General features: G+C 56.3%; 14 protein-coding genes. 3 read left to right on the top strand and 11 right to left on the bottom strand.

Annotated elements, in window-relative coordinates:
• Nucleotides 1–2: 2 nt before the first annotated feature.
• The 5 genes from sufD to AD948_RS11320 all read right to left on the bottom strand — a co-directional run bounded on the left by sufD (nucleotide 3) and on the right by AD948_RS11320 (nucleotide 5,444).
• Complete coding sequence (gene sufD / locus AD948_RS11340) at nucleotides 3–1,277, bottom strand: Fe-S cluster assembly protein SufD (RefSeq protein WP_061472078.1); 1,275 nt, start codon at nucleotides 1,275–1,277, stop codon at nucleotides 3–5.
• A complete protein-coding gene (sufC, locus tag AD948_RS11335; RefSeq protein ID WP_006558283.1) occupies nucleotides 1,274–2,044 on the bottom strand; it encodes a Fe-S cluster assembly ATPase SufC in 771 nt (256 codons plus the stop codon). The genes sufD and sufC overlap by 4 nt, the downstream gene beginning before the upstream one ends.
• 13 nt (nucleotides 2,045–2,057) lie before the next feature.
• Nucleotides 2,058–3,548: a Fe-S cluster assembly protein SufB gene (gene sufB, locus AD948_RS11330; RefSeq protein WP_006558284.1), complete on the bottom strand. Its 1,491-nt coding sequence runs from the start codon at nucleotides 3,546–3,548 to the stop codon at nucleotides 2,058–2,060.
• A gap of 3 nt (nucleotides 3,549–3,551) precedes the next feature.
• Nucleotides 3,552–4,016, bottom strand: a complete 465-nt coding sequence (locus tag AD948_RS11325; protein ID WP_006558285.1) for an SUF system Fe-S cluster assembly regulator — start codon at nucleotides 4,014–4,016, stop codon at nucleotides 3,552–3,554.
• Between the two features lie 129 nt (nucleotides 4,017–4,145).
• Nucleotides 4,146–5,444 (bottom strand): DUF445 domain-containing protein, encoded by a 1,299-nt coding sequence (locus AD948_RS11320; RefSeq protein ID WP_061472077.1) that lies wholly within the window; start codon nucleotides 5,442–5,444, stop codon nucleotides 4,146–4,148.
• A gap of 127 nt (nucleotides 5,445–5,571) precedes the next feature.
• Between AD948_RS11320 and AD948_RS11315 the strand changes: the two genes are divergently transcribed.
• The gene (locus AD948_RS11315; protein WP_061472076.1) at nucleotides 5,572–8,346 is read left to right on the top strand and encodes a phosphoenolpyruvate carboxylase; all 2,775 of its coding nucleotides are present in this window, start codon (nucleotides 5,572–5,574) and stop codon (nucleotides 8,344–8,346) included.
• Nucleotides 8,347–8,437: 91 nt separating this feature from the next.
• On the opposite strand, the gene AD948_RS11310 is transcribed toward AD948_RS11315, so the two are convergent.
• Nucleotides 8,438–9,355: an alpha/beta fold hydrolase gene (locus tag AD948_RS11310; protein WP_248846005.1), complete on the bottom strand. Its 918-nt coding sequence runs from the start codon at nucleotides 9,353–9,355 to the stop codon at nucleotides 8,438–8,440.
• Nucleotides 9,356–9,771: 416 nt separating this feature from the next.
• Here AD948_RS11310 and AD948_RS11305 point away from each other — a divergent pair, with 416 nt between their 5' ends.
• Complete coding sequence (locus AD948_RS11305) at nucleotides 9,772–11,919, top strand: AsmA family protein (protein ID WP_061472074.1); 2,148 nt, start codon at nucleotides 9,772–9,774, stop codon at nucleotides 11,917–11,919.
• A 483-nt stretch (nucleotides 11,920–12,402) separates the two neighbouring features.
• On the opposite strand, the gene AD948_RS11300 is transcribed toward AD948_RS11305, so the two are convergent.
• From AD948_RS11300 to AD948_RS11280, 5 genes are all read right to left on the bottom strand, one after another.
• Nucleotides 12,403–13,743, bottom strand: a complete 1,341-nt coding sequence (locus tag AD948_RS11300) for a hypothetical protein (RefSeq protein WP_061472073.1) — start codon at nucleotides 13,741–13,743, stop codon at nucleotides 12,403–12,405.
• A 111-nt stretch (nucleotides 13,744–13,854) separates the two neighbouring features.
• Nucleotides 13,855–15,942 carry an elongation factor G gene (gene fusA, locus AD948_RS11295; protein WP_039904049.1) on the bottom strand — a complete coding sequence of 696 codons (2,088 nt, stop codon included), beginning with the start codon at nucleotides 15,940–15,942 and terminating at the stop codon, nucleotides 13,855–13,857.
• Nucleotides 15,943–16,161: 219 nt separating this feature from the next.
• On the bottom strand, nucleotides 16,162–16,467 hold the full coding sequence (gene rpmB, locus AD948_RS11290; protein WP_006558293.1) for a 50S ribosomal protein L28: 306 nt from the start codon (nucleotides 16,465–16,467) through the stop codon (nucleotides 16,162–16,164).
• A gap of 113 nt (nucleotides 16,468–16,580) precedes the next feature.
• The gene (locus tag AD948_RS11285; protein ID WP_006558294.1) at nucleotides 16,581–16,874 is read right to left on the bottom strand and encodes a hypothetical protein; all 294 of its coding nucleotides are present in this window, start codon (nucleotides 16,872–16,874) and stop codon (nucleotides 16,581–16,583) included.
• 84 nt (nucleotides 16,875–16,958) lie between these two features.
• Nucleotides 16,959–18,797 carry an ABCB family ABC transporter ATP-binding protein/permease gene (locus tag AD948_RS11280; protein WP_156479009.1) on the bottom strand — a complete coding sequence of 613 codons (1,839 nt, stop codon included), beginning with the start codon at nucleotides 18,795–18,797 and terminating at the stop codon, nucleotides 16,959–16,961.
• 122 nt (nucleotides 18,798–18,919) lie between these two features.
• Between AD948_RS11280 and AD948_RS11275 the strand changes: the two genes are divergently transcribed.
• A complete protein-coding gene (locus AD948_RS11275) occupies nucleotides 18,920–19,798 on the top strand; it encodes an NUDIX hydrolase (RefSeq protein ID WP_061472071.1) in 879 nt (292 codons plus the stop codon).
• Nucleotides 19,799–19,835 lie beyond the last annotated feature (37 nt).

Genomic DNA, 19,835 nt, shown 5'->3' with positions numbered 1-19,835 from the left:
TGTTATTCCTCTCCCGTTACCGGAAAGCGAATTTCCATAATGTGCGCCGCCAAGGTCTGTGCCACAGCATCCGGAATCAGAGCCAGAGCTTCCGCCAGAAAGGCGTGAATCAGGATCTGCCGAGCTTCTGCTTCGGGCACGCCGCGGCTGCGCAGATAGAACATCTGTTCGTCATCCAGCGCGCCAACGGTGGCCCCATGGCTGCATTTGACATCATCAGCGTAAATTTCCAGCTCCGGCTTGGCATCAATCTCGGCCTGCTCGGAAAGCAGAAGCGCCTGATTCATCTGATAGCCATCGGTCTTCTGGGCAATACGCTCAACCAGCACTTTCCCCTGAAACACACCGCGAGACTGTCCATCCAGCACATTCCGCACCGTCTGACGGGAGCGGCAATCAGGCGCTGCATGGGTAATGACACTCGTCACATCCCCCACCTGACGCCCCAGCAAGCGCTGCGCGCCATTCACATGCACTTCCGCATGGGGGGCGTTCAGCCGGGCATGGACTTCGTGCCGGGAAAGAGCTGCACCCAGCCCCAGAACAAAACTGTCGTAAGAGCCTCGTTCTTCAATCTGGGCATACAACGTTGCCAGACAGGCGGCATCGTCACTTTCGGTCTGGATTGTGACATGATTCAGCGTGGCATTTGCCGCAACCGAAAGTTCCATGACCGGATTGTGCAGATAACGCCCCTGCCCACCCTGAACACAGATAAGAGACAGGCGCGCACCTTCTTCAATTGTCACGCTATGGCGCGGGTGGAAAGAAACGGGCTCATCAGCCAACCCCAGCGAGACCAGAAGCACCCGGCCCGCATCCACCCCCGCCGCGACCGTGATTTCAGCACCATCCGTCGCCAAGGCCGCATTCAGGGCTGTCAGTGCATCCCGATCCGGGCTGGATAAGGTTCCAAACGCTTCCGTCTTGCCGAAGAAAGACAGACCCACATTCTGGGGCGGAACGGACAGATCAGGTGCGTAACGCCCATTCACAAAGACCAGCCGTGGAAGATCAGCACCTTCTCCCGCTGTCAGGCCCAGCCGATCAAGTTCGGCACGGGCCTTTGCCGCATCAAACTCTTCTGACGGAGCAACAAGCGGGGTTTCATTCAGAAAACGCAGGCTGGTGTATTTCCATGCCTCAACACGGCGATCAGGCAGACCGCTCCTGTGCAGAGTGCCCAAAGCAGCTTTCCGTGCCGGATCTGTTATCGCGTCAAGACGCGCCTTGAACGGCACAAGGGTTGCTGAGGGCTGTTTGATAATTGCGTTCACGCCGCCTCCGCAAGAAACCGGGTATAGCCTTCACTATCAATCTGCTTGGCCAGTTCAGGACCACCAGAATGGATAATCCGCCCTTTGGCCATCACGTGAATGCGGTCTGGCACCAGATAATCCAGCAAGCGCTGATGGTGGGTAATAACCAGTGCAGAAAAATCCGGGGAACGCAGGCGGTTCACACCTTCTGCCACGATACGCAGGGCGTCCACGTCCAGCCCGCTATCTGTTTCATCCAGAATGGCGAAAGATGGCTGCAAAAGAGTCATCTGCAAGACTTCATTGCGCTTCTTTTCACCACCGGAGAAGCCGACATTCACGTTCCGCTTCAACATGTCCGGCGCCATGGAAAGAGCCTTTGCCGCCTCACGCGCCGTTTTCAGGAACGCGACGGCATCCAGCTCTTCCTGCCCGCGAGCACGACGCACGGCGTTAACCGCAGTCCGAAGGAAGTTGGCGTTATTCACGCCTGGCAGTTCGATGGGAGACTGAAACGCCAGGAACAGACCGGCTGCAGCCCGCTCTTCGGGCTCCATTTCCAGCAGATCCTTGCCTTGGAAAGTCACGCTGCCCGCAGTCACCTCATAATCTTCACGGCCAGCAAGCACGTAGGAGAGCGTGGACTTGCCGGAGCCATTCGGCCCCATGATGGCATGGACCTCACCCGGCGGGATGCTCAGATCCACACCGCGCAGAATTTCCTTTTCCTGCCCGTCAGCATCAATCCGGGCACACAGACCGGAAATATCCAAAAACTGGGTCATGTCTTGCCCCTCCTTACCCTACGCTGCCTTCAAGGCTGATCTGCAACAATTTCTGAGCTTCAACCGCAAATTCCATGGGCAGCTCTTTCAGCACATCCCGGCAGAACCCGTTCACAATCAGCCCGACTGCATCTTCTTCCGACAAGCCACGCTGACGGCAGTAGAAAAGCTGATCTTCCGAGATCTTGGAGGTTGTTGCTTCGTGTTCGATACGCGCGCCCATGTTGCGGTTTTCAATATAAGGCACGGTGTGCGCACCACAGCGGTCACCAATCAGAAGGCTGTCACACTGCGTGAAATTGCGCGCACCATACGCCTTGGGCAATACCCGCACCAATCCGCGATATGTGCTGTCAGACTGCCCGGCACTGATGGTCTTGGCGATGATGGTCGAGCGCGTATTGCGCCCGATATGGATCATCTTGGTGCCCGTATCAGCCTGCTGATGGTTGTTTGTAACCGCAACTGAATAGAACTCACCCACGGACCCTTCCCCCTGCAGAATGCAGGACGGGTATTTCCATGTGATAGCGGAACCTGTTTCAACCTGTGTCCAGGAAATCTTGGAGCGCGCACCACGGCATGCTCCACGTTTGGTCACAAAGTTATAAATGCCGCCCCGGCCATTTTCATCGCCCGGATACCAGTTCTGCACCGTGGAATATTTGATGGAGGCATCTTCCATGGCCACCAGTTCCACCACGGCTGCGTGAAGCTGGTTCTCGTCACGCATGGGGGCTGTACAGCCTTCCAGGTAAGAGACGGATGCCCCATCTTCCACCACAATCAGCGTGCGTTCAAACTGCCCGGTGTTACGGGCATTGATCCGGAAGTAGGTGGAAAGCTCCATCGGGCACCGCACCCCTTTGGGCACGTACACAAAAGAGCCATCCGTAAACACGGCGGAGTTCAGGGCTGCATAGAAATTGTCCCCGGCGGGAACCACGGTGCCCAGGTATTTACGCACAAGATCCGGGTGCTCTTTCACGGCCTCGGAAATGGGGCAGAAAATCACACCGGCTTCTTCAAGCGTTTTGCGGAAGGTGGTGACCACGGAAACACTGTCAAACACGGCGTCCACCGCCACAGGCGGGCGGGCCGTTTCACCTTCCGGCAATTCCACACCGGCCAGAAGTGCCTGTTCATGCAGCGGAATGCCCAGTTTTTCGTAGGTCCGCAGCAGTTCCGGATCAACTTCTTCTAACGATTTGGGGCCGGGCTTCTTCCGGGGTGCGGCGTAGTAATGCGCATCCTGATAATCAATGGGAGGATACGCGACCTTGGCCCATTTGGGCTCTTCCATCTGCTGCCACGCGCTAAAGGCCGCAAGCCGCCACTCCAGCAACCATTCCGGTTCTTCCTTGCGGGCGGAGATCAGGCGGATGGTGTCTTCATTCAGGCCCTTGGGGGCGAGATCCATATCAATGTCGGTCTCGAACCCCCATTTATAGGAGGACTGCCCCAGTTTTTCGACTGCTTCACGCGTTTCGGTTACTGCTGGCATAACTCAAGCCCCCTCACGTTCTGCATTGGCGCAGGTCTGCACATTCGGTTTCAGGAACGTAGAACCGCACCCGCTTTTCTGACGCATCGTTTCCAACGAAATGGCCTCCAGAGTGTCCCGAATGGCTTGGTTGATGGTGTCCCATGTCCCGCACATCCCGCAGGACACGCCGGTATCACATTCTCCACCATCCACACACGCGGTGAGCGCAATCTTGCCATCCACTGCGGCAATGACACTGGCCACGGAAATCTCGGACAGCGGACGCGCCAGCCGATAACCGCCTTTTGCCCCCCGCTGGGACAAAACAAATTTGTGGGCCGATAAAACCTTGAGCACCTTGGCCACAGTTGGTTCCGGCACGCCGGTTTCAGCCGCCAGCGCAGGAGAGGTTACAACGCCATCCTGCTCACCAAGGTTCACAAGTATAACGACCGCATAGTCAGCCAGCCGGGAAAGTTTCAGCATTATCCTGCATCACCTGATTGGAGACCTGTCAGGTCCTGTTTCAGACACATGGAGCCAAGGACACCAAACGTCAACCCAAAACGAACGCATATATCCAAGGCGCGCGAACGTGATGAGCCATCCATGCCTCTATTGTGCATTCAGCCCGAACAGCAGGCGCAGAACGGCAAACAGCAGCGCTCCCACCCCGAATCCGACCAACGTTCCATTGAAGCGCACGTATTGAAGGTCCTTGCCCACGCGCAGCTCCAGCTTTTCCGCAATCTGCACGGCATCCCAGCCAGCCACCACACGCGCGATGAAGTCTGCCATGCGCTCCCTTACAAAAGGGAGCGTCTTGAAGGTGGCTTTGGCAACGCCATCCATAATACGTTTGCGCAGCACCGGATCATGCCGCGCCTGCGTGGCCATGCGGGACAGAGCCTCCTCAACAATGGAGGCAATACGGCCATTGGGGTCTTCCACATCGGCTTCCACCAGTCTGCGGAACCGCTGCCATATATCAGCCCACCAGACCACTACACTCTCGTGCGACAGAACCCCCAGAACAGCCTGAGAAATTTCCTTCCCGCGCTCCGGGTCTGTTTCAATACGGTCAATCTGCCCACGCACCCAGGTAGTAAAGCCCTCACGCAGCGTAGAGTTCTGGGGGTCTACCCGCTCCAGTTCCTTGCTGGCCGCCATCAGCACACGGGTCGCAATGGAGCCGCCAATGGCCCACCCGAGAATACGTCCTCCCTGCTCCCGCACCCTGTCTTCAATCATGGTGCGCAAAGCGCCTTCCTTTGCCTGCAAACCATCCTTGATCTGCCCCAGCAGATAAGACAGCACTTCCTGATGCCGATCATCATCCACCAGACTGCGCAGAGCCTTGGCCACAATGGGAGCCAGATTGCTGCCGCCCAGCAGACGGGGAAACACCTTGCCAATGGCCCCACTGGCACGGCCATCTTCCAGCCGGTCCAGCATCTGCGGCATGGAAGAAAGCAGTGACCGCGTTATAGTCTCCCTTACCGCCGGATCATCCAGCATGTTCGCCAGAAAGCTGGGCACATCCACCTGCCCCAGCACGTTGGAGACTTCTTTTTCTGTAAAGACCTGCCCGGAGACAAAGCGCCCCAACGCCCGGCCAAGCCGTTCCTTCTGGGCCGGCAGAATCGCGGTATGCGGAATAGGCAGCCCCATGGGGTGCCGAAACAGCGCCACAACGGCAAACCAGTCCGCCAGACCACCAACCACGCCTGCCCGCGCCCCGGCACGCAGCATTTCCAGCCAGACTCCATCCGCCACCCATCCGGCAGCAGGCGCGGCATAACCGACAACTGTGAGCCCACCCATGAAAACCAGCAGCCCTGTTGCGGCACGCTGGTACCGTTTCAGGGTTTTTCGGGCGGCAAGATCGGTATCACTCTCAGGGTATGACGTCATGACAATCTGGATAGCACTCCCTCTCCCACACCCCAAGAGTGTGTGAGGCGGTTGCGGGCAATGAGCAGACATGAAAATGTAAGCAGGTCGGTTGCCTCATAAATAAATTCAAACAGTGGACGGCCTCATGGACTACAGCACTCTTCCGCCTGCCCTTGCCTCTCTCCTGACAACCATACGGAACGACGCGGAGGATGCCTCCAACCCGGTAATGGCCATGGCGCACATGGTGGGAATGGCGCTTGAAGACGGCAGATTGGCCCATGATGACATTGCTGAACTGGTTCGCACCTTGCGGGACGCCGCATTTCTACGCCGGGCAGGCCGCCTGCACCGCTACGTGGGCGGAGCGGGTCAGGAAGCCACACATCAGCGGCTGAAAGACTGTGTGGATACGCTTCTGACAAACCTGCCAGCCAACACCCTGGAAGCCTTTACCCAGGCAGTCTCCCCAACCCGGTTTGCGGCGGTCTTTACCGCCCACCCCACATTCGCCGTCAATAATGATGTGTATGCGGCTTTGGCTCAATGTGCCTCCCAACCCGTTCTGCCAGACAAAGCCCCTTATTTTGAAACACACCGGCGAAGCGCGCCGCCTACTCTTAATGAAGAATTTGACCTGGCGACCCAGGCCATTGCCCGCGCGCGGGATGCCATTGATCTCCTGAGCGCCGAACTTCTTTCCGCTGCACAGCAGCGCTGGCCCGAAAGCTGGCACACACTCGCCCCGCAACCCATTATTGCAACCAGTTGGGTTGGTTACGATACGGATGGCCGCACGGACATTGGCTGGTGGGACACGTTGCGCCTGCGCTTGCGTATGAAATTGTTCCAACTTGAACGGCTGGAACAGCAAATAAATGCAAGCGGAGCCTCTGTGCCGGTTCTTCAGGATCGCCTGAAACACGCTATCAGCACCGTCAAACAGCAGATTGAAGCGACACCAACCTGCCCCGACCCTCAGGCCGTTGCCCGGTTTGCAGATCTGTTGGTCAACCATCACGCAACGGCCCTGCGAAGCGCTTCAGAACTGGCAACAGACCTACAGGACGCCATTGCTGCCGCAGAACCACAGGCTCAATTGCCTCTGGCCGTCGCCCGTGCGGGTTTTCTGGCGCATGGTCTGGCACTGGCGCACACACATGTGCGCCTGAACGCCACGCAGATTCATAATTTTGTGCGCCAGAAACTGAATCTTCGTGATGATCCCGGCAACCCGGCACATCGTAGGGCGCTGTTAAACCGTGTCAATGAAGCCCTGACACAGGTTACGCCAGTGGCAGTGGATTTCGGTGCACTCCTGTCCGACCCGGCCACGGCTGGCCGCCTGATGATGACCATTGCCCAGATCATCAAGCATATCGACGCCGATACCCCAGTGCGTTTTCTGATTGCCGAAACAGAAACGGGTTACACCCTGCTGGCTGCGCTCTGGGCGGCCACGTATTTTGGCGTTGCCGACAAGATTGAAATTTCCCCGCTGTTTGAAACAGAGGATGCGTTAGCCAACGGTGAACGCATTGTAGAGGAAGTGCTGCGTTCTCCCTCCTGGCGAGACTATATACGCCGCACGGGACGCATGTGCTTCCAGTTCGGGTATTCTGATTCTGGCCGTTATATTGGTCAGCTTGCCGCAACCAATCTGATCGAGCGGTTACGCCTGAAGATCCATGAACAGCTTGTTTTATGGGACCTGACAGATATCACTGTTGTTTTCTTTGATACGCACGGGGAAAGCATTGGCCGTGGCGCGCATCCCTTCCGGATGGCGGACAGACTGCATTATCTCTCTCCACCCTTTGTACGGGAGAAATTTTCTGAAACCGGCATTGTCTGCCGAGAAGAAACTGCGTTTCAGGGTGGAGATGGCTACCTGCTGTTCGGCACACCAGAGCTTGCTGGCGCAACTATTGCCTCCATTGCGGAAAATCTTTTCACGCCCTTCAGCTCAGCAAGTGACCCGGTTTACGAACAGCCAGATTTCTCCGCCGATTTCTTTTCCAGCATTTCGGAGGGCATGACCACTCTGGTAGGGGACCCCGGATACGCTGCCCTTCTGGGCGCTTTCGGGCCAGCCCTGATTGATCGCACGGGCTCCCGCCCGCCAGCGCGACAGAGCGCAGAGGCTGCCACGGGCTCCCGCCTTACCCATCCAAGCCAACTGCGCGCCATACCGAACAACGCCATCCTGCAACAGTTGGGGTGGTGCGCGAACACCTTGCAGGGGCTTGGGTCCGCTGCCCGCAGGCACCCCGACACATTTGAAACATTCAATACATCCAGCCCGCGTTTTCATAGAGCGCTTGATTTTGCACAGCACGCGCTTGCCAGTTCTGATGACCGGGTACTGAAATGTGTCATCCAGTTGCTGGACCCCGGTTTCTGGCTGGACCGCGCGACCGCTGAACCTTCAAAAACGCGACGGGCCGCTTTCCTTTCCCTTATGCGGGATCTGGAAAAACTTGATTTTTCAGCAGATCTGCAAGCCATGTTCCGCCGTATCCAGGCTGATCACCTCGCACTGCGTGAAGCGTGGGAAGATGCTCCGCATGGTTCAAACCGCCTGCGGGTTCTTCATGCTGTGCGCATTGCTCTGATTGAACGGATCTGGTTGCTGGCCTGCCGCATTCCCTTCTTCATGCCCCGCAGTGGTTTTAATCGGGATGTGATGATGCAGCAGATCCTGTGTCTGGAAATCCCGGCCGTTCTGAAAGAAATGGACCATATCTTCCCCTCTGGCACGGCAGCGTCAGACCTTGATTTTCATGAACCACGCGGCCCGCGCGAAGAAAGCATCTATATTAACGAACATCGGGATATTTTCATTCCCATGCGTCAGATTTTCGAACTTGTTCGGGAAATCAGTGTTGCCGTCATGCATGATATCGGCGCTTTTGGCTGAACCTGACACGCCCCCGAACCTATTTTCACCTTAACAAAAAAGCCCCTGAAAAATTCAGGGGCTTTTTTCATGCAAGGATGACCTTAAGAGCTTAACGACCGCCCAGAAAACTTTCTACGGATAGAGAGAACAGAAGAGGATTCTGCAACAGTGCAAAGTGGCTGGTAGCGGGCAGGATAGCCAGACCTGCATTTTCAATTGCGGATGCAATCTGTTCGACCTGCATCCGTGCCACCAGTTCATCATGGTCTGCCGCCACGGCCCATAACGGAGCCGTAACCCGCACAAGGTCAGCATTGCTCCACTCAGGAGCCTGCCGATGCAGGTTCCGCATATCGTCACGTAAATCTGAAAAACTGCCAGAACGGGACAAACGCTTATATTCGGTTTTTGCTCGCGTCATGAAGGATTTGATTGTCGGTGCATTCTCGCCAGAAGCCAACAACCCATCGGGCGTTGTGCGGGGGGCAAATGCAAAAACCCGTGAAACTGTGCCAGGATGTCTCATGGCCACATTCATGGCCTGCACCGCACCATCGCCCCACCCCACAAAGGCCGCATTGCGCAGGCGCAAATATGCCATCAAGGTGACCACATCATCTGCAAGAAGATCATAGCTTAACGGCAAGGTTCCCATGGTGCTGCGCCCATGGCCACGTGCGTCCATCACCACAACACGGCATCGCGCCCTCAACAGAGCACGCGCAAGGTCACTCATGTAATCAGAGTTCGCCAAACCATCATGCAGCAGGATAACCGGAACGCCCTGCCCGGCAGAGGCAAAATAGATCTGCGCTCGTCCCTGCCCCGGCACAAACCCCGTATCCACCTGCTGACCACCAGCCTCGCTCTCCAAGGGCGTTGGGGTTGGGGGCAAGGCGTGCCAGTCATACACACCATTGATCGGCGGCAACCTGTCTGGAGAAGAGGATGCCAAAGGGAGAGACATCTGCTGCGCAAAGGCACGCTGCCCAGCCAGCATACCCACCGCCCCAGCGCCTGCGGCCACAAATCGGCACAATGCCTGTCTGCGGTCGAAAAGACGGATGTTTTCCTCGCTCTGGCGTTGCCTGCCTGGCAGAGCAGGGAATGACCTGCTCTTATCCTCTCCTGCCCGATATGCTGACCGGTCTTTTTTTTCCGCCACTTTCTACCTCTCTTGCCGACAGGCTCTTCTGTTCAAGATTAAGCGACCTTCCGCGCTGAGGGCCAGTGTCTTTTCGGGCCCCGTGTCTTTTTTACGAACACTTCCTCCGGCCCCTCGGCATACCAGATGCCTTGACTGCCCTCTGACCGGAACCAGTCAGCCAAACACAGCGTTTGCCTTGTCATATAGATGCAAAACTGGGAGAGACCTCCCTTTTACGGATATATTTCAACTTTTTGTCTTTTTTCCCGGCCGCGCGCCAGCAAGGAGCCCCGACTATGACTGAAACACCCCCTCAGCCACGCAGAAAATCGCATCCCGTGCTGATAGGGTTTGGCTCCTTCTTCCTCGCTATTCTCCTGCTGATACTGTTCTGGTCATGGGACTGGTTCGTGCCACTGGTGAATTCCCGCGCGACAGCAATGCTCCATCGCAAGACCACCATTGAACATCTGCATGTCGCCCTTGGGCGCGTCACAACTGTACGGGTGGAAAACCTCCGCATTGAACAGCCCAAGACCTTTGCAGACGAGAAAAACCCGTTTGCGGAAGCTAAAGAGCTTGCCGTTTCAGTCGATGTCTGGTCCTACCTGTGGCATCGTGCGCTCCATATTCCGCTCATAGCGCTGACTGAACCGAAAGCGGACATTCAAGCCCGCAAGAACGGTGAGAATAACTACACATTCACTGAAGACGGCAAACCCGCGCCACAGGATGAGAAAAGTTCTGACAAAACCAGCACTCTTCCTGACATCACTGAACTGCGCATCTCAGATGGGGCGGCACATGTGCGGCATGATCCCCTTCAGGCAGACATGCAGATGGGGGTCGAGACCACTCCGCCGGACGAGAAAAGCCGGGGCACTCTTCGCATTTCAGGCAAGGGGCGTTATGCCCAACAACCCATTACAGCACGCTTTGTAGGTGGGGCTGTTCTCTCCTTTGTTGCCGATAAAGAACCCTACCCGGTTGATCTGTTTGTCCAGAACGGTCCCACCACGGCGACGCTGAAAGGGAATGTTGTCCACCCGCTTACATTGGCCGGTGCGCAGCTTAAGCTGCATTTTGCAGGCCCCGATATGTCTTTGCTTTATCCGCTGACGGGCGTTCCCATTCCCCGCACGCCGCCTTACACCATTTCAGGCATGCTGGATTACGCACGCGAACACATTGTGTTCAAAGACTTTGAAGGCAAGATGGGCACCAGTGACATTGGCGGCACCATTGAGGTCAACCCTCATGAAAAACCTTTGTCTGTTCAGGCTAATCTCCACTCCAAACAGGTAAACCTTGTTGATCTGGGCGGCTTTATTGGAGCCAAACCGAACAAGACAAAAGCCGAAGAAAAAGCGGAGGCCAAAAGCAATACGGTATTGCCCGACACGCCCATCAACATTCCCAAGCTGAATGCCGTGAACGCGCATGTTACGTATCGTGGCGCCCATATTGAAAACCAGAGGCTGCCCCTTGATAATATTGATGCCGAATTTTTTGTCACGGATGGCGCAATTGATCTCAAACGCCTGAATTTTGCCGTCGGACAAGGTACGCTCGCCAGTTCCGCCACACTGAAACCGGACGGCAAATTGTTTGATACCACTGCGCGGATTGATTTTGCCCGGATTGACCTGTCCCGCATCATGCAGGCCACCGCAGATTCAAAAGCACAAGGTATTATTGGTGGCCACATGACCCTTAAGGCCAAAGGTAATTCCATTGCTTCCCTTATGGCGGCAGGGAATGGTGGCCTGACACTGGTTCTGGATCAGGGGGGCGATATTACCGCCATTTTGCCAAATGTCCTGGGTCTGCAACTGGCCAATGCTGTGCTCAGTGCGCTGGGTCTGCCTTCCCATACGGATATCCGCTGCTTTATTGCGGATATGCCGCTTAAAAACGGCATTGTTTCAACCAACACCCTACTGCTTGAAACGGGTGAAGCCCGTACGCTCGGTAAAGGCACCATCAATTTCCGCACAAACAAGCTGGATTATGCGCTGACTACGCGCTCCCAGGGGCCGACAGTTGCCTCCCTTCCCGGCGCATTTCACATTACAGGGCCGATCAAATCCCCGACCGTTCTTCCCGGTGCTGAAATTCTGGGCCGGGCGGCCGCGGCGACCGGACTGGGGTTTGTCTTCCCCCCGCTCGCACTGCTCCCGACAATTCAGATTGGCGTAGGGGATAAATCTCTCTGCAGCCGGGCTGTTCAGGAGGTCAACAATAACCCGGCGGCTGGCATTGCGCCGGGAGCACTCTCTCATGCACGCGGTTCCACTGGAAAACAAAGTGTGTCGTCTGCCAAAACACGCCCGACTGGCGGCAAGAAATCCGCATCGCCACAAAGCAAAAAGAGCGGGCAGAAACAGATGGCACCAGCCGAAGTCCGGGCGGCATGGGACGCAAAACTCAAGAACAAGAAATAAAGAACACTGATACATGCAGGGCCATCGACTTTAAAAGCCGATGGCCCTGCATGCGTGCTTCAGCTTTCGTCTCTGACGGGAAAACCTTAATCAGCGCCACTCTTTATCAAATCGCTATAACTACCCTGCGAAAACCATAAGGCGCAGAACGGCTTGGAACTGTTTTCGGCACGCACCTGACGGGCACGCGTCGCAACCAGAAAAGAGGGAAAATTTTCTGAAAGAGGCAAAAGGATGCGCAAAAGCATTTGAGACAATAATCGCTCAAAAGACCATCCATTCAGGCGAAAAAAGCACCGCCTGAGATATTGCTGCTCCTACGAACACTCATCAGGGTCTTTTTGGAAATTCGTTTCCCAAAACTGAGCGCCCTATTGGCCCCCAGACCCTGCACGCAAAAATAGTGGTTTTCCGACGTTGCTTCTCAAGTATGGGAGCTTTCAGCATATTATGCTTGGCATCACAGAGATTTTCCAAAGCCCCCTAACGCCACACCAACGTAAGATGCTGTTTGTGAAAATAATGGAGAATTCCTTCCACCCACCATGGAGCCGTTTTCAGATCAAATTCACCGGTCATAAGACAGTCTGAATTGGTTATGTGGCCGGTGGGCGGCATATAGAGCGTCATCGCCGAACCGGGCGCGTGACCGGACTGCCATGTATCCGCCCGATCCGCAATGATCTGCTGCCGCATCTGCCAATCTGCCCGGATATCCGGCAACCTGTAAGCCAGAAGGCAGACCAGAGCAGCCACTAACGCTCCATATGCGACTGCGCGCCTCTCAAAAGAGGCCGCTACAGCACCGCCCAATGTCACAAGAACCAGAAAATAAGTGGCCTCACGCAGGTTGTGGTGGCGTGTGCAACATAATGTGCCGAACTCGTAATAACCCAGCACGAGAGTACTATAAGCCCCCCCTAACAGAGCGCCGCTCCATAACCAGCAGGCGCGGTTGCGGGGACACAACCGTTTCTGTCCCACCGCAAAAACCAGCAGCAATGCAATAACCACGAGAGAAGCTACAAACGGCAGGCCGGGAATATGCAGGCTTTCAATAAGGAGGCTACGCCCACCTTTCAGCAGACTAGGCACCCAATGCCCGCCTGACCCACTGGTTTGGTCAAATATCTCAGTTTTGGTGCCGAGCCGGTGGGTGATGTTGGTCAACACGACAAACATAGCCGCCAGAAAAGGCAAGCACATGGCCCGTCCATAATGGGACCTGCGCACCCCATACAGAATCACACAGGCACCTGTATAAAGCAGCACGGTCAACGCGCCGGCTTCCTGGCTCCAGGCTGCAACAACAAGCAGGAATACCATCAGCCACCGATGTCTGGTTGCATCTGCCCTATGCACAAGGCTTGCCGATGCCAAAGCTGCCCAGCAAGGCATATAACTGGCTGCCCCCATGGGCCAGTAAAACATTTCAGCCTGCCCGCATAGCAGCAGGGAAACGGCCAGAAGAACACACGCCACAAACCCGGCTTTTTCCTGATGGGTCACTCTGCCTACCCACCAGAGAAGAGCCAGCGCACTCCCCCACACCACAACCAGGAACGGCGCGACAAGTGGCGTTCCATGCCCGTCAGCCAGCCAGAGGTAACTAGCGCTTACCAGTTCACCGACGGGCCGAGGGCTCCAGGATGTTATCCGACCAAGAACACCAGCCAGCCCCTGTTCACGCAGCATGACCCCATAACCGTATTCGTCCCCCTGCCACCGGGCCAAGGGCATCAGTCCGGCATACAGCGCGATCACCAAAAGGACGCTGAGCCAGGCAAAGAGGAAGAGGATTTTTTGAGGAACGGCAAATCTCACGATCAGGAACGCCCTGTTCTTACAGTCAGGAGAAAACGGCTGGAGGACAGATACAAAAAAAGCCGCCCCGGATGGAGCGGCTTTTCTGAAACTCTGTCACCAGAAAGAAGATTACTTGGACTGAGCCATGATTTCTTCTGCCACGTTGCGCGGCACTGGATCGTAGTGGTGGAACTGCATGGTAAAGGATGCACGACCCTTCGTCATGGAACGCAGGTGAGAAATGTAACCGAACATTTCTTTCAGCGGCACATGAGCACGCACCATAACTGTGGAACCAGACGTTTCCTGGCTCTGGATCATGCCACGACGACGGTTGATATCACCCACCACGTCACCAACGTGATCGTTCGGGGTGGTTACTTCCACATCCATGATCGGTTCAAGAATAACCGGACCAGCCTGCTTCATACCTTCACGGAAGCAAGCCTTTGCCGCGATTTCGAACGCCAGAGCGGACGAGTCAACGTCATGGTACTTACCGTCAAGCAGCGTGAACTTGAAGTCCACCGTCTGGAAGCCTGCCAGAACACCCGTGGAAGACTGAACGCGAATACCTTTTTCAACCGCAGGAATGTATTCCTTCGGCACGGTGCCGCCGACAACCTTGTTTTCAAACTGGATGTCTTCGTTCCGTTCAAGCGGTTCGAAAGCAATCTTCACTTCAGCGAACTGACCGGAACCACCAGACTGCTTCTTGTGGGTATAGGTTTCAGTATGCGGCTTGGTGATGGTTTCACGATACGCCACCTGCGGCGCACCAACGTTTGCATCCACACCATATTCACGACGCAGACGGTCGATGATGATGTCGAGGTGCAGTTCACCCATACCGGACAGAATGGTCTGACCCGTTTCCTGATCGGTCTTCAACTGCAGGGAAGGATCTTCACCAGCCAGCTTCTGCAGGGCCAGCGTCATCTTTTCCACAGCGTCCTTGGTTTTCGGTTCAACAGAGATGTCGATAACCGGAACCGGGAAGGTCATGCGTTCAAGAACAACCGGATCTGCCGGATCAGCCAGCGTATCACCCGTCTGGCTGTCTTTCAGGCCAACAAACGCAGCAATATCACCAGCGTGAACTTCAGTCAGTTCTTCACGCTTGTCAGCATGCATCTGATAGATACGGCCGATACGTTCCTTGTGGCCTTTTGTGGTGTTCAGCACGGTATCACCCGTTTTCAGAACGCCACGATAGACGCGCACAAAGGTCAGTGTGCCGTATTTGTCGTTGATGATCTTGAACGCAAGACCAGCAAACTTGCCATCGGGGTCAACCGGGATGATGGGCTGGGCGTTTTCGTTTTCTTCTTCACCTTCCGGCGGAGCGCAACGAATGCCTTCAACATCATCAGGAGCCGGCAGGTAATCGATAATGGCGTCAAGAAGCGGCTGAACGCCTTTGTTCTTGAAGGCCGTGCCACACAGAACCGGACGGAATTCGCCGGAGATGGCACCCTTCTTGATGCAGCGCTTCAGCGTTTCAACAGAAACATCGCCGTTTTCGAAGTACTCTTCCATAGCCTTGTCATCGACAGCCAGAGCGGTGTCGAGCAGGTTCTGGCGGGCTTCAGCAGCCTTTTCCTTCAGATCAGCCGGAATTTCCTCATCATGGAACTTCGCGCCCAGTTCACCGCCTTCCCAGACGATGGCCTTCATTTCAACAAGGTCCACAACGCCGAGGAACTGGTCTTCCGCACCAATCGGCAACTGCAGCGGGATAGCAACGATATCCAGCTTTTCTTTCAGCGTGTCGAATGCACGGTAGAAGTCTGCACCGGTACGGTCCAGCTTGTTGATGAAGATGATGCGCGGCACCTTGTAGCGGTCAGCCAGACGCCAGTTGGTTTCAGACTGCGGCTGAACACCGGCCACACCTTCAATGATGAACACGGCACCATCGAGCACGCGCAGCGAACGGTTCACTTCGATGTTGAAGTCGATGTGTCCGGGGGTATCGATGATGTTGATGCGGTGGTCGTTCCACACACAGGTCACGGCAGCGGAGGTAATCGTGATACCGCGTTCACGTTCCTGGGCCATGTAGTCAGTGGTGGTGTTACCTTCGTGTACTTCACCAATCTTGTGAGACACGCCGGTGTAGTAAAGGATACGTTCAGTCGTGGTTGTCTTGCCCGCGTCAATATGCGCGGTGATCCCGATATTGCGGATCTTTGACAGTTCGGATTTGGCGGACACGAAAACCTCCAGAAAACAGGTCAGGCGCGATGGAATTTCCTTCGCGCCTGTGGCCGCCGAACACCGTGCTGGCACCTGAGAAACCCAGATAGCCCGGCTGCCGGAAACCGGCCGATAGACGTAAGGCGCTGACACCCTGCCAGACGCCTGAACCACAGAAACCGGGCCGGTCAGATCATGACAGGTCCGGAAACTGCAGAATTAGGCAGAACCCCTGAATCAGGCGCCAGCAGCAGCCTGCTTTTTGGCCTGAACGCGCAGCACGCGGCGTTTGATCACCTGTGCTTCTTCCGGCAGCTTGCGGTTAGGCGTGCTGGTCAGGAAGGCGTCAAGGCCACCATTGTGCTCAATGGTGCGCAGGCCGCGGGTGCTGACACGCATACGCACAGCAGTGCCCAGCGTTTCAGAGGTCAGGGACGCTTCCTGCAGGTTAGGCAGGAAACGACGACGGGATTTGTTGTTGGCATGGCTGACGTTATTGCCGGTCAGCACGCCTTTGCCGGTAATCTGGCAGCGACGGGACATTGTCTCATCCTTGTCTAATAGAAACAGAGGGCCGAGACAGATTTTGCCCGGCGACCACATTCAGGATTGGCGCGGCTTATGGCTGAGCCACGGCCTTCCGTCAAGGGTTGACCTCAGGCTTTCTCGCTTTCAGGGCCGTTTTCTCCGGCCATGGAAGCATGAACATCCCCTGAGCGCACACTCTGAGCGGCTGAATCAAGAATGCGCAGAATGGTATCTTTGTCCATGCTGCGCGCAAGCAAACCCAGCGAACCACCCAGCAAGGCTGAGGCAATAGCCAGCGGAGGCTGCTTTTCCTTGATCAGGTGCTCAACCGCACTTTCAATGACCACAGCGCACCGGGCCAGATCATCAGGCACTTCGGGAGCATTACCTGACGCGGGTGTATTTCCTGCTGTATCCGTCATGAAATCTTCATCCTTTTCTTTCCTAGCAAGGATACGCCGAGCCTTCCCGCCGCCTTGCGATTCGTCTCCATGCGGGCCATCTCCCTAGCGGGACACAGCCTCTGCCAGACGCTCTGTAACACCTTCCGCACCCTGAGCAGCCCACATGGCTGCATAGTGCCCTCCTGCGGCAAGCAGGGCCTCATGCGTGCCACGTTCAAGCACACGCCCCTGCCCCATCACCAGAATCTCATCCGCGTCCACAATGGTGGACAGTCGGTGAGCAATCACAAGTGTGGTGCGCCGTGCGGAGACGGTTTTTAGAGCAACCTGAATCTCTTGTTCGGTATGTGTGTCCAACGCGCTTGTGGCCTCGTCAAGCACAAGAACGCGTGGGTCTTTCAAAATCGTCCGGGCAATGGCCACACGCTGCTTTTCACCGCCAGAAAGCTTCAACCCACGCTCGCCCACCTGCGTATTATACCCCTCAGGCAGGGACATGATGAAATCGTGAATCTGGGCCAGCCGCGCGGCCTGCTCCACCGCGCTCGGGCTTGCATCAAGGCGACCATAGGCAATGTTGTAGCCTATGGTCTCGTTAAACAGGACGGTATCCTGCGGCACCACACCAATGGCCGCGCGCAGATCCGCCTGCCGGTAGGCCCGGACATCATGACCGTCCACCATCACCGCGCCGGACCAGACATCATAAAACCGGAACAGCAAGCGGCTGATGGTTGATTTACCAGCCCCTGTGGAACCCACAATCGCCAGCTTCTTGCCGGGTTGGGCCACAAAACTGACCCCGTGCAGAATCTCGCGTTCTGGGCCGTATCCAAAACGCACATCCCGGAATTCCACTTCCGCGGCGTCCGAATCCTGAAGGTGCGCGGCAATGGGCAGCGGATGAAGAGGATCAGCGACCTCCACATCTTCTTCCACCAGCCCGAACATGTGCTCCAGATCAACCATGGCCGTGCGTATGGCTGAATAGACAGACCCCAGAAAATTCAGTGGCCCATAAAGCTGCAGCAGATAGGTGTTCACCATCACGAACTGCCCCACGCTGATTCGCCCGGCTTCCACATCCCGTCCCGCCAGCAGCATGATAAGCGTGAGGGCAACCGCAATAATCGCGGCCTGCCCAAAGTTCAGCAGGCCAAGGGAATACTGGGTCTTGCGGGCCGCCTGCTCATAACGGGCCTGTGCGTTATCATACCGTTTTGCCTCATGGGCCTCGTTGCCAAAATACTTGACGGTTTCATAATTCAGCAGGCTGTCCAGCGCCTTGCCGGTTGCTTCATTATTCGTTTCATTCATCTCGCGGCGGATGCCCAGACGCCATGCGGTGAACTTCACCGTAAAGCCGATATAAGCGGCGATCATCACCCCGATCAGTACCACATAGCGCCAGTCAAACACCCGCCAGATCACCACAGCCACCAACAGGGCCTGCAAGATGGTGGGAGAAAGAGACATGCCCATGCGCAACAGGGTTTCCACCCCTTCCGTGCCGCGCTCAATGGCACGGGTCACGCCACCGGTGCGGCGGTCAAGATGGAAGCGCAGGGAGAGCTTGTGCATATGCTCAAAGCTGCGGAAGGCGGCCTGTCGTGCCACGCGGAAGCGCACAGGGGCAAAAAGGGAATCGCGCAGGTTGGTCAGGGCGGCCGAAACCAGCCTGACCAACCCGTATCCGATAATCAGGGCAACAGGCGCCAAGGCCAGACTCTGCGGATGGGAAAGCCGGTCCACCACCTTGCTGTAGGCCAGAGGCACGGCAAGGGTCGCCAGTTCCCCCCCCACCATGACCAGCAGGACCAGAATGACGCGCCACCGCAGGCTCCGGTTTTCACGGGGCCAGAGATACGGCAAGAGACGAGAGAGCGTGACGGAAGCCGACTGTTCTGGCGGCCCGGAAATACGACGTTGACGTGGTGACATAAGCCGGATGTGACATGCCTTCCGTATTTTGCAACCCCGCTGCACCTTGCCACTGCCGCGCGCAGACCAGATATAAAGTTGCGTAATCCTCTTTTTTCTTCACCAGCACGACAGGATTCTGAATGCCGTCCGACGATATGCCTTTTCTTCGTCATCTCAGGCTGTGCAACACCGCCGTCGTGCCCGGAGACCGTTTTCCTTTCTCGCTTGGTGGCAAACCGGCTGGCTGGATCGATCCGGCCATCGCCGATCGGCTTGAGCAGGAAGGTCTCGGCTCCCGCACCAAGGGATTTGCCCTTGCCAACCCGGCGGAATTGGAAGCGCTGGGAGAAAAACTGGCTCAGGAAGGGTTTTACCGATCACATCATGAACTGTTTGATGTGATGACTGATCTGGGCCAGCCTGTGATTGCCCGTATTGACCGGGGGGCCCTGCCACTGTTCGGTTTGGTGGCAATCGGTGTGCATATGAACGGGCTGGTCCGTAAATCGGACGGACTTTATCTGTGGACAGGCCGCCGTGCCCGCAACAAGCGGCTGGACCCCGGCAAGCTGGACCATCTGGTGGCAGGCGGGGTACCGGCGGGCCATTCCCCTGCTGAGGCTTTGCTGAAAGAAGCTGCTGAAGAAGCGAGCATTGGCCCGGAACTGGCCGCACACGCCAAAGAAGTGGGGCGGATTCTCTACGCTCTCAACCGCCCTGAAGGGCTGCGGCGCGATATCCTGTATTGCTATGATCTGTTTCTGCCGGAAAGTTTTGTACCCGTTGCGGCTGACGGAGAAGTGGAATCCTTCAGCCTGATGAAGCTGGAAGACGTGTTCGCACTGGTACGGGACACCGACGAGTTCAAATTCAACGTGAACCTCGTGCTGATTGATCTATTCCTACGCCATGGACTGATTGACCCGCACTCCGCCGAGGGCCGTGCCTTGCAGAACGGGCTGGCGCGTGGCCTCTCCCCGGCGAGTCCAGGCAAAGAGCACGTCACTGTGCCAGCCTGAAACGGCAGCCAAACCTCATGAAAAAGGGCAGTGCACT

This window comes from Acetobacter senegalensis (genome assembly GCF_001580995.1).
GTDB classification, from domain to species: Bacteria; Pseudomonadota; Alphaproteobacteria; order Acetobacterales; family Acetobacteraceae; genus Acetobacter; species Acetobacter senegalensis.
Note: the sequence above shows the minus strand (reverse complement) of the source record. Positions and strands in the feature narration are given on the sequence as shown.